At 69.4% G+C, this 9,956-nt stretch carries 9 protein-coding genes; 6 read left to right on the top strand and 3 right to left on the bottom strand.

Annotated elements, in window-relative coordinates:
• Window positions 1-65 precede the first annotated feature (65 nt).
• On the bottom strand, window positions 66-1,472 hold the full coding sequence (locus P3W75_RS14265; protein ID WP_276228009.1) for a DUF2252 domain-containing protein: 1,407 nt from the start codon (window positions 1,470-1,472) through the stop codon (window positions 66-68).
• Between the two features lie 67 nt (window positions 1,473-1,539).
• On the bottom strand, window positions 1,540-2,412 hold the full coding sequence (locus tag P3W75_RS14260) for a hypothetical protein (protein ID WP_276228008.1): 873 nt from the start codon (window positions 2,410-2,412) through the stop codon (window positions 1,540-1,542).
• Between the two features lie 124 nt (window positions 2,413-2,536).
• On the opposite strand from P3W75_RS14260, the gene P3W75_RS14255 reads away from it, so the two are divergent.
• Window positions 2,537-3,670 carry a DUF1615 domain-containing protein gene (locus tag P3W75_RS14255; RefSeq protein WP_276228007.1) on the top strand — a complete coding sequence of 378 codons (1,134 nt, stop codon included), beginning with the start codon at window positions 2,537-2,539 and terminating at the stop codon, window positions 3,668-3,670.
• 9 nt (window positions 3,671-3,679) lie between these two features.
• Here P3W75_RS14255 and P3W75_RS14250 read toward each other — a convergent pair whose 3' ends face one another.
• A complete protein-coding gene (locus tag P3W75_RS14250) occupies window positions 3,680-4,108 on the bottom strand; it encodes a hypothetical protein (protein WP_276228006.1) in 429 nt (142 codons plus the stop codon).
• Window positions 4,109-4,291: 183 nt separating this feature from the next.
• On the opposite strand from P3W75_RS14250, the gene P3W75_RS14245 reads away from it, so the two are divergent.
• The 5 genes from P3W75_RS14245 to P3W75_RS14225 all read left to right on the top strand — a co-directional run.
• The gene (locus P3W75_RS14245) at window positions 4,292-4,708 is read left to right on the top strand and encodes an MAPEG family protein (RefSeq protein WP_276228005.1); all 417 of its coding nucleotides are present in this window, start codon (window positions 4,292-4,294) and stop codon (window positions 4,706-4,708) included.
• 93 nt (window positions 4,709-4,801) lie between these two features.
• Window positions 4,802-5,560 carry an SIR2 family NAD-dependent protein deacylase gene (locus P3W75_RS14240; protein WP_276228004.1) on the top strand — a complete coding sequence of 253 codons (759 nt, stop codon included), beginning with the start codon at window positions 4,802-4,804 and terminating at the stop codon, window positions 5,558-5,560.
• 222 nt (window positions 5,561-5,782) lie between these two features.
• Window positions 5,783-7,273 carry an aldehyde dehydrogenase family protein gene (locus P3W75_RS14235; RefSeq protein ID WP_276228003.1) on the top strand — a complete coding sequence of 497 codons (1,491 nt, stop codon included), beginning with the start codon at window positions 5,783-5,785 and terminating at the stop codon, window positions 7,271-7,273.
• A gap of 11 nt (window positions 7,274-7,284) precedes the next feature.
• Window positions 7,285-8,469, top strand: a complete 1,185-nt coding sequence (locus P3W75_RS14230) for an iron-containing alcohol dehydrogenase (protein WP_276228002.1) — start codon at window positions 7,285-7,287, stop codon at window positions 8,467-8,469.
• A gap of 58 nt (window positions 8,470-8,527) precedes the next feature.
• A partial coding sequence (locus tag P3W75_RS14225; RefSeq protein ID WP_276228001.1) for a purine-cytosine permease family protein occupies window positions 8,528-9,956 on the top strand: 1,429 nt, incomplete at its 3' end.

Genomic DNA, 9,956 nt, shown 5'->3' with positions numbered 1-9,956 from the left:
CAGGTCAGGTTCGGCGTAGGGCGGATAACGTTCCACGTTATCCGCCGTTTGGCCGGGTGCCGGGTCTAGGGCATCCGATCCGCCACGAAGTCCGCCTCCGAGCGCGCCTCCAGTTCGCCCTTGCGGCAGGCGCGCTGGAAGCGTTCGAAATCGCGTTCGTTCTGTAGCGCATAGGCCTTGGCGTAGAGCAGCAGGGCGTCGTTGAGCGCGTCGCTCTTGCCGATGTAGCCGGCGATCCGCGCCGCCTGGCCGCTGGCCTTGGCGTGGGCGCAGGCGAGGGCGCGGCCGCAGACCCGCGCGTAGGCGGCGAAGGCCTTCTCGTCGAAGGTTTCCAGCTCCGCCGAGACCTTCATGTCGCGCAGCTGGCGCACGTAGAAATGCCGGCCGTTGGGGCCGGTGGTCCAGCCCAGGAACAGGTCGCTGGCCGACTGCATCAGGCGCTGGCCGTCGACCACCCGCTGGCCCTGGTGGCGGGTGCGCAGCTTGCCGCGAACGTACTCGGCCAGCACCGATGGCCGGGCTTCCTTGAACTGCAGGAACAGCGGCTGCTCCTGGGGATCGGTGAGCAGCGCCACCAGGCAGCGGGTGCCGACACTGCCGACGCCGACCACCTTGAACACCAGGTCCTGTACCTCGAAGCGGTCGAGCAGCTCGCGGCGGTCGGCCTGCAGGGTGGTGCGGTAGTCGCGGATGAAGGTGTCGTGCAGTTCCTGCCAGTGCTCCAGGCTCATCCAGTCGTCGTCCTTGTCCAGCAACGAAGTGGCGGCGTGCAGGTGGAAGATTTCCGGCAGGTCGTCGCGGATCTGCAGGTGGCCCTCGGCGTTGCGCTCGGCGATCTTCGGCAGCAACTCGGCATGGGTGCGCCGGTTGGCCTTCTCGATGGCGCGCTGCACGTGTTCGCGCAGGTCCTTCTCGCGCTCCTGCTCCAGCGCGGCTTCATAATCGATGCGCCCGTACCACAGCTCCATGGCGCCCATTTCCGCGCATTCGGCGATGTTCTCCTGGTAGGAGGCGACCAGTTCGCGGCACACCAGTTCTTCCACCGCCTCGCCGTGGCGCAGGTCGCGGGCCGCCACCAGGAAGCTCGCCACCAGGCGTTTGAGGTCCCACTCCCAGGGGCCGGGATGGACCTCGTCGAAATCGTTGACGTTGAACAGCAGGTTGCGTTCGGGCGAGGCGAAGCCGCCGAAATTCATCAGGTGGCAGTCGCCGCAGATCGGCAGGTCCATGCCCATGTCCGGGGTGCCGGAGAGGTCGTGGGCCTGGAGCAGGGCGTTGCCGCGGAAGAAGGTGAAGGGCGACACCAGCATGCGCCCGTAGCGCAGCGCCACCAGTGACTCCACGCGGTTGGCGCTGGAGGCCTGGATCAGCTGCAGCGGGTCGCGATCGATGCGCCCCGGTTCGGCGTGGCTGCTGCGCGGGCACTTGTCACGGGCGTCCTTGCCCTGCTTGCGGAGTTCCTTGATGTCCATCGTTCACCTCGAATCCGGGGGGCCATGGATTCGAGCTTAGAGGCTGGCCGGCGGCCCGCAAGTCGGCTCAGGGCGCCAGGTTGAACTCCAGCACGCGGTTGCGCCCGCCCTCCGCCAGCAGGTAGCGATCGCCGCCCAGCGGGAGGATCGCCTGGGGTGCTTTCAGGTAGGCCAGCACGGTGCGCGGGGCGCCTTCGCCGGTGGCCAGCAGCAGGCGCGCGCGGTGGGTGGCGTCCTCGCTTATCCACAGGCCGTGGCTGTCGCAGAGGAGGAAACTGGGCTGGTTCAGCCCGGCCAGGTAGACCGGGTCGCTGGCGTCCTGGGTCAGCTGGCGGACCACGCCCTTGTCCTTCTCGGTGTAGAACATGCGGCCGTCGGCGCAGCGGGTCAGCGACTCCGCTTCGCTGAGGTTGGCGCGCAGCACCTCCACGCGGCGGCTGGCCCATTCGTAGCGCAGCAGGCGGCCGTCGCCCTTGCGGTCTTCGACGGTGTAGAGGTACTGGCCGTCGTCCCACATGCCCTGCACGTTGATGCCGTCGAACAGCGCGGTGACGCTGCCGTCGGCGCCCAGCAGGCTGACCGGCGCGGCGCCGCCTTCCTGGCTGAAGGCGATGCCGTGGGTGGTGGCGAGCATGCCGTCGGGCTTGGATAGGCCCTCGACCACCAGGCTGCGCGTACCGTCCGCGGCGATGCGCAGGATGCTGCCCTGGCCCTCGCGCAGCTCCTGGCTGACCAGCAGGTTGCCGGCGCCGTCGTGGCTCAGCGCGGCGGCCTTGAGCACGTGCTCGTGGGCCACGCGGTATTCCCAGCCGCTGGCGGCCTGCACCGGGTAGAAGGTCTGCCAGGCGAAGAAGCCCAGGGTGGCGACGGCCAGGCCGCCGCCGAGGCCGAGGGTGCGGCGCAGCCAGCGGCGCGTGCGGGGATGTTTGTCGGTGGGCATGGGGCGCAAGGTCTGGTCGAGGGAGCAGGCACCCTACCGGGAAGCGCCGCCCTGGGCCAGCCCGGGCTGGCCTGGGCGCGGCATTTCTGCCATGGTCGCGGCGTCGTTTCGCCGGGAAGTGTCCATGTCCAGTCTCGTCCTCAGTCCATCGCGCGGCGCCGTTTCCGGCTGTCGTGGCCTGTTCCTGCTGCTTGGCCTGCTGGCCCTGGCCGGTTGCGGATCGCAGGCCAGCCGCCAGGCGCCGGAGCCGACCCCGGCCGAAGTGCGCGCCAGCGTGGCGAAGCTGCTGCCGGCCAACGTCGGCGATCGCACGGGCTGGGCCACGGACATCCAGGTGGCGTTCGCCGCCCAGCGCATCCGTCCGAGCCGCGAGAACCTCTGCTCGGTGCTGGCGATCACCGAGCAGGAGTCGAATTTCCAGGCCGACCCGCAGGTGCCCGGCCTGGGCCGCATCGCCCGCGCGGAGATGAACAAGCGCGCCGCCCGCCTGCACATTCCCGAGCTGCTGCTGGACGCGGCGTTGGCGCTGAAATCACCCACCGGGCAGAGCTACAGCCAGCGCCTGGAGAAGGTGCGCAGCGAGCGCGAGCTGAGCGCGATCTTCGACGACTTCATCGGCATGGTGCCGCTCGGCCAGCAGCTGTTCGGTCGCTTCAACCCGGTGCGCACCGGCGGGCCGATGCAGGTCAGCGTGGCCTTCGCCGAACAGCACGCCGAGGGCTACCCGTATGCGCGCAAGGGCACCCTGCGCCAGGAAGTGTTCAGCCGTCGCGGCGGCATGTACTTCGGCATCGCCCACCTGCTCGGCTACCCGGTGGACTACGAACGGCCGCTGTACCGCTTCGCCGATTTCAACGCCGGCTGGTACGCCAGCCGCAACGCCGCCTTCCAGCGCGCCGTGAGCCTGGCCAGCGGCATACCGCTGGCGCTGGACGGCGACCTGATCCGCTACGACTCCAGCGCCGCCGGCGCCACTGAGCTGGCGGTGCGCGCGCTGGGGCCGCGCCTGGGGCTGAACGACAGCGAGATCCGCCGCGCCCTGGAGCAGGGCGAGCGCGCCGAGTTCGCCGAGACCACGCTCTACGCCAAGGTCTACGCCCTGGCGGAGAAGAACGAGGGCAAGCCGCTGGCGCGGGCGATACTGCCGGGCATCACGCTGCACAGCCCGAAGATCACCCGCAACCTCACCACGGCCTGGTTCGCCCAGCGCGTCGACGAGCGCTATCAACGCTGCCTGGCGCGGGCGGGGAAGGGCTGAGCCGGCGGCTCAGTCGGTGCCGTATTTCTTGTCGATCTTGCGCTTCTCCAGCGTGTAGGAGGCGAGATCGATCTGCCCGCTCTTCAGCTGGTCGTCCAGGGCGGTGAGTTCCTTCTCCGACTTCGACTCGAGGTTGGCGCGGGTGGCCTGGTAGTTGATCGACTTGGCCGCGTCGTAGCCGCTGACCGGGTCCCAGAGGATCGACAGCGGCCACAGCAGCAGGTTGAGCACGCCGTAGCCATATTCGCGGCCGTAGAAGGAACCGCCGCCCGGCAGCAGGCCCAGCGCCGCGCCGGCGCCGGGGCTCTTCTCCTCGACCAGTTGGCCCTTGGCCTCGTAGCGGGCGTACTCGGCTTTCTGCGGGGCGCTCAGGCCGCTGGCACAGCCACTGCACAGGGCGACCAGCGCGGCCCCGGCGATAATGCGTTTGACGAACATCCTGTCACTCCATGTCATGTCACAAAACTGCCACATCGGTGGCGGCGGCGCAGACTATCACTGGTGATGGCAAGTGGCCATTTCTTTGTTTTCCAAGAGACTCGCGGTGCCTAGAGTATTTGCTCTAGACTCGCCGCAGACGTCATCCCGATGTCCACCAGAACAACAACAAGGAGCTTCACCATGTCCCTCAGCCCTAGCGCGGTGGCCTTGCTCGGCCTGGTCGCCTGGACCCTTCTGCTGGTCTTCATCCTGGTCAACCATCGCGGCCTGCTGGTGCTCTCCGGCAGCCGCGCGGTCAACGCCTTCGCCGCCGACGGCAGCAGCACGCCGGGCTTCGGCCAGCGCCTGGCGCGGGCCCATGCCAACTGCGTGGAGAACCTGCCGCTGTTCTTCGCCGTGCTGCTCTACGCCATGCTCACCGGCCAGGTGCAGGTCACCGACCCGCTGGCGCCCACGCTGCTGGCGGCGCGCATCTTCCAGAGCCTGATGCACCTGATCGGCACCTCGCCGCTGCTGGTCTGGCTGCGCTTCGCCGGCTACCTGGTGCAACTGGTGATCCTCGCCTGGTGGCTGCTGCGCCTGGCCGGCTGGGCCTGACGCGTCGCCTTGCCGGGCTCGCCTTCATCCGCGAATAATCGGCCGCATCCCCCTCACTGGGTCCCCGCGTGCGCGGGGATGACGGCCGACCCCATGCCTTATCCACAACCGTTGCTCGACGCCCTGCGCAACACCCGCCACCTGCTGGTGTTCACCGGCGCCGGGGTCTCCGCCGAGAGCGGCATCCCGACCTTCCGTGACGCCCTGAGCGGCCTCTGGGAACGCTTCGACCCCGCCCAGCTGGCCACCCCCGAGGCCTTCGCCGAAGACCCGGCGCTGGTCTGGGGCTGGTACGAATGGCGGCGCATGAAGGTGCTGGCGGCGCAACCGAACCCGGCCCACCGCGCCATCGCCGAACTGGCTTCGCGGGTGCCGCGCCTGACCCTGGTGACGCAGAACGTCGACGACCTCCACGAGCGTGCCGGCAGCCCTTCGGCATTGCACCTGCACGGCAGCCTGCACCAGCCGCGCTGCGTCGCCTGCGGCCGGGCTCACGCGGGCTTGCCCGGCGCGTTGCGGGAGCCGGAGGAGGGCCGCCGCCTGGAACCGCCACGCTGCGCCCACTGCGGCGAACGCGTCCGCCCCGGCGTGGTGTGGTTCGGCGAGATGCTCCCCGAGGCGCCGCTGCGTGACGCCTTCGCCGCCGCCCGCGACTGCGACTGCCTGCTCTCCATCGGCACCTCCGGCGTGGTCCAGCCCGCCGCGCAGATCCCGCAGCTGGCTGCCGCAAGCGGCGCCGTGGTCGCCCACATCAATCCGCAGCCAGTGAGCGTGCGCGGCCCGCGCCAGTTCAGCCTGGAAGGGCCGGCCGGGGTGCTGCTGCCGGACCTGCTGCGCGCGGCCTTCGCCTGAAGTCGCCCGGCTGCGAGCCGGGCACGCCTATCCTTTGCCGTTCGTCGTTTCCCTCGCCGGTGTGAGAGGCCTTCTGCCGCGTGGGTTTTCGCGGCCATCGCACGTTTCCGCTCCAGTCTTTACTGAAAATAAATTCAATAAAGGCTCTGTGCTCTATTGAATGGTTTTTCAGTATCACCTAGCATCGCCCCGCCTGAACAAGAACAACACGAGGGGATGCGCATGCCGCAGCTCAAAGACGTCGCCTACTGGCGTGGGCGGAGCAGGGAGTTATCCATCGAGGGGCGCGCCTTCATCGCCGGCGCCCATGTGCCGGCCAGCGACGGCGAGACCTTTTCGGTACGCAGCGCGATCGACGGCCGCGAACTGGCTCAGGCCGCCTTGTGCCGCGGGGCCGAGGTGGAGGCGGCGGTCAGCGCCGCGCGCGCCGCCTTCGAATCAGCGGTTTGGTCTGACCTGGCGCCGCGCCAGCGCAAGGCCGTGCTGCTGCGCTGGGCCGGGTTGATGCGCGAACATGCCGACGAGCTGGCGCTGCTGGAAACCCTGGACAGCGGCAAGCCCATCGCCGACACCACGGCGGTGGATATCCCCAGCGCCATCTACTGCCTGGAGTGGTTCGCCGAGCTGGCCGACAAGGTCGGCGGCGAGGTGCCGGCCTGCGATCCGCAGTTCCTCGGCACCGTCACCCGCGAGCCGATCGGCGTGGTCGCGGCGATAGTGCCGTGGAACTACCCGCTACTGATGGCCGCCTGGAAATTCGCCCCGGCCCTGGCCGCCGGCAACAGCCTGATCCTCAAACCTTCCGAGAAGAGCCCACTGAGCGCCCTGCGCATCGCCGCGCTGGCCCGCGAGGCGGGGATTCCCGACGGGGTGTTCAACGTGCTGCCCGGCGACGGTGAGACCGGCCGCCTGCTCAGCCTGCACCGCGACATCGACTGCCTGGCCTTCACCGGCTCCGGCGCAGTGGGCCGGCAGATCGCCCGCGCCGCCGCCGACAGCAACCTCAAGCGCGTCTGGCTGGAGCTGGGCGGCAAGTCGGCGAACATCGTCATGGCCGATTGCCCGGACCTGCGCCGCGCCGCCCAGGCCGCGGCGGCCGCGGTGTTCAGCAACATGGGCCAGGTGTGCAGCGCCGGCTCGCGGCTGCTGGTGCAACGCGGCGTCGCCGAAGCCTTCCGTGCCGAGTTGCTGGGGGCCGCCCGCGCCTACCTGCCCGGCGACCCGCTGGACCCGGCCAGCGTCACCGGCAGCCTGATCGACGAGGCCCAGTACCAGCGCGTGCGCGAGTACATCGAGCTGGGCAAGCGCGAGGCGCGTCTGCTGTTCGGCGGCGAGACCTGCGCGACGGTGGACGGCGGGCGCTACCTGCAGCCGACCGTGTTCCTCACCGACGCCACCTCGCGCATCGCCCGCGAGGAAATCTTCGGGCCGGTGCTGAGCCTGATCGAGTTCGACCACCTGGATGAGGCCATCGACCTCGCCAACGCCAGCGAATACGGCCTGGCGGCGGCCTTCTGGTCGGCCGACCTCGGCGCCATCCGCCGCGCCAGCCGCCGCCTGCGCGCCGGCACCGTGTGGGTGAACTGCTACGACGAACTGCTCGACATGAACTTCCCGTTCGGCGGTTTCAAGGAGTCCGGCAATGGCCGCGACAACTCCGTGCACGCCCTGGACAAGTACAGCGAACTCAAGTCGACCATCATCCGCTGCTGAAGGTGCATCCCGTGATTTCTAGCCTTTCCCCCCTCTCGCGGCAGAGCTGGAGCCTGCCGCTGCCCATCGAGTACGGCCCCGGCGCGCGCGCCGCGCTGGTCGAGCTGTGCCGCCGGCATGGCATCGCCCGGCCGCTGATCGTCACCGACCAGGGCTCGCGGCGCCTGCCCTTCGTCGGCGAGCTGCAGGACCTGCTGAACGATGCCGGCCTGGCCTGCGGGCTGTTCGGCGACATCGAACCCAACCCCAGCGACCGCGCGGTGCTGGCCGGCGCCGCGGCGTTCCGCGAGTGGCGCGCCGACGGCATCATCGCCCTGGGCGGCGGCAGCGGCCTGGACGGCGGCAAGGCCGTGGCCCTGGTGGCGCGGCAGACGCGCCTGCCGCTGTGGGCCTTCGACTTCGACAAGCCGCTGCCCGAGGGCTGCGTCGCCAGCGACTTCCCGCCGGTAATCTGCATTCCCACCACCGCCGGCACCGGCGCCGAGACCGAGAGCACGGCGATGCTCACCGACAGCGAGCGGGCCATCAAGGGCTGCGTCTGGCACCCGCTGGCGCGGCCGCAGGCGGTGATCCTCGACCCCGAACTGACCCGCAGCCTGCCGGCCCACCTGACCGCCTGGACCGGCCTGGACGCGGTGATCCACGCCCTGGAAGCCTACTTCGTGCCGAGCTTCAACCCGCTCTGCGACGGCGCCGCGCTGCAGGCGCTGGAGCTGCTCTGGGGGTCCCTGGAGCGGGTGGTGGAACACGGTGACGACCTGGATGCGCGCGGGCGCATGCTGGTCGGCTCGTGCCTGGCCGGGGTGGCCTTCCTCAAGGGCCTGGGCCTGGTCCACGCGCTCAGCCACATGGTCGGCGCCACCTACGACAGCCAGCACGGCCTGACCAACGCCGTGGTGCTGCCTCGCGTGCTGGATTTCAACCGCGAGGCCATCGAGCCGCGCCTGGGCCCGGTGTGCCACGCCATGGGCCTGGCGGACAGCCGCTTCGAGACCTTCCACGGCGCCATCTGCGCGTGCCTGGACCGCCTCGGCATTCCCGTGTCGCTGGCCGCGCTGGGGCTGCGCCGCGACGACATCCCGGCCATCGCGCGCAAGGCCCTGGGCGACCCGGCGCGCCTGAGCAACCCGCGCGAAAGCCGCCTCGAAGACCTGGAGTGGTTGCTCCACCAGACCCTGGAAGAGGCCCGGGGCTAGTCGCCGGAGGCGACGACCTTGCTGTGCTCACAACAATTTCAATAAAGGTACATCCCACATGGCAACGTCCACGACTGCCGCCGCCAAAGGCCGGCTGAACCTGGAAACCCGCTCCATCGACTACGTGCCGCTGGCCGAGCGCCACGGCAAGGCCTGGCACCTGTGGCCGATCTGGTTCTGCGGCGAGGCGCACCTGACCACCCTGGCGGTGGGCATCATCGGCATCGGCATGGGCGCCAACCTGATGTGGTCGGCCATCGCCATCATCCTCGGCTGCGCCTTCGGCACCCTGTTCATGGCCGGGCATTCCACCCAGGGCCCGCAGATGGGGCTGCCGCAGCTGATCCAGTCGCGGCCGCAGTTCGGCTACCTGGGCGCGCTGCTGGTGTACGTGGTGGCGATCGTCACCTACGTCGGCTACAACGCCTTCAACCAGCTGCTGGTGGGGCAGACCCTGCACGAGCTGTTCGACGCCCCGCAGGAGCCCTCGGCGATCCTCTTCTCGCTGCTCGCCATCGGCATGGCCATCGCCGGCTACAACACCTTCCACAAGGTGCAGCGCTGGCTGGCGTTCCTGCTGATCGCGGTGATGGCGGTGTTCACCGTCGGCCTCTGCGTCTATGTGCGGCTGCCGCAGGAGCAACTGACCCTGGATGGCTTCAAGGCCACGCCGTTCCTCGCGCAGTTCTTCGTCGCCGCGGCCTACCAGCTGAGCTGGGCGATCTACGTGTCGGACTACTCGCGCTACCTGCCGCCGAACGTCAGCGTGCGCTCGTCGTTCTGGTGGACCTACCTGGGCGCGATGATCGGCGGCGTGTGGATGATGCTGATCGGCGCGCTGGCGGCGGCGCTCAGCCCCGGCCAGAACCTGGCCAAGGGCCTGGTGCTGCTGGGCGACTCGGTGTTCCACGGCTTTGGCGAGTTCATCCTGATCCTCGCCGTGATCAGCCTGGTGACCAGCGCCGCGCAGAACTTCTACGGCGCCTCCATCACCCTGCTGAGCATCGTCGACACGGTCAAGTCGCAGACCTCGACGCTGCTCAAGCGCGTACTCTCGATGCTCGCCGTGGGCGGCGCCGCGATCTTCATCGCGATGACCGCCTCGGACAACTTCGTGAAGGACTTCGGCGACTTCCTGGCCATCCTGCTGTACCTGTTCACCCCCTGGACGGCGATCAACCTGGTGGACTTCTACGTGGTCCGCCACGGCAAGTTCTCGATCCGCGAGATCTTCAAGCCCGACGGCCTCTACGGGCGCTGGAACTGGCGCGGCATCGGCGCCTACCTGGTCGGCTTCGTGGTCATGCTGCCGTTCTCCGCCACCGGCCTGTACACTGGCTACGTGGCCGAGCAACTGGGCGGCGCCGACGTGAGCATGCCGATCGGCCTGGCGGTGTCGGCACTGGCCTACTGGTGGCTGTGCCGCTCGCAGGACATCCAGCGCGAACTCAGCCAGGTCGGCCGCCTCGACCAGGGCCTGGACGCCG

The sequence above is a fragment of the Pseudomonas citronellolis genome, from assembly GCF_029335315.1.
In the GTDB taxonomy this organism is placed as follows: Bacteria; Pseudomonadota; Gammaproteobacteria; order Pseudomonadales; family Pseudomonadaceae; genus Pseudomonas; species Pseudomonas citronellolis_A.
The sequence above is the reverse complement of the archived record's forward strand: the minus strand, read 5'-3'. Positions and strand labels throughout refer to the sequence as shown.

What these genes read in the sequence shown, in the direction of transcription:
- P3W75_RS14235 (WP_276228003.1), top strand. Translation starts at nt 5,783, where the DNA reads ATGCCGCAGCTCAAAGACGTCGCCTACTGGCGTGGGCGGAGCAGGGAG.
- P3W75_RS14245 (WP_276228005.1), top strand. Translation starts at nt 4,292, where the DNA reads ATGTCCCTCAGCCCTAGCGCGGTGGCCTTGCTCGGCCTGGTCGCCTGG.
- P3W75_RS14265 (WP_276228009.1), bottom strand. Translation starts at nt 1,472, where the DNA reads ATGGACATCAAGGAACTCCGCAAGCAGGGCAAGGACGCCCGTGACAAG.
- P3W75_RS14255 (WP_276228007.1), top strand. Translation starts at nt 2,537, where the DNA reads ATGTCCAGTCTCGTCCTCAGTCCATCGCGCGGCGCCGTTTCCGGCTGT.
- P3W75_RS14260 (WP_276228008.1), bottom strand. Translation starts at nt 2,412, where the DNA reads ATGCCCACCGACAAACATCCCCGCACGCGCCGCTGGCTGCGCCGCACC.
- P3W75_RS14240 (WP_276228004.1), top strand. Translation starts at nt 4,802, where the DNA reads ATGCCTTATCCACAACCGTTGCTCGACGCCCTGCGCAACACCCGCCAC.
- P3W75_RS14250 (WP_276228006.1), bottom strand. Translation starts at nt 4,108, where the DNA reads ATGTTCGTCAAACGCATTATCGCCGGGGCCGCGCTGGTCGCCCTGTGC.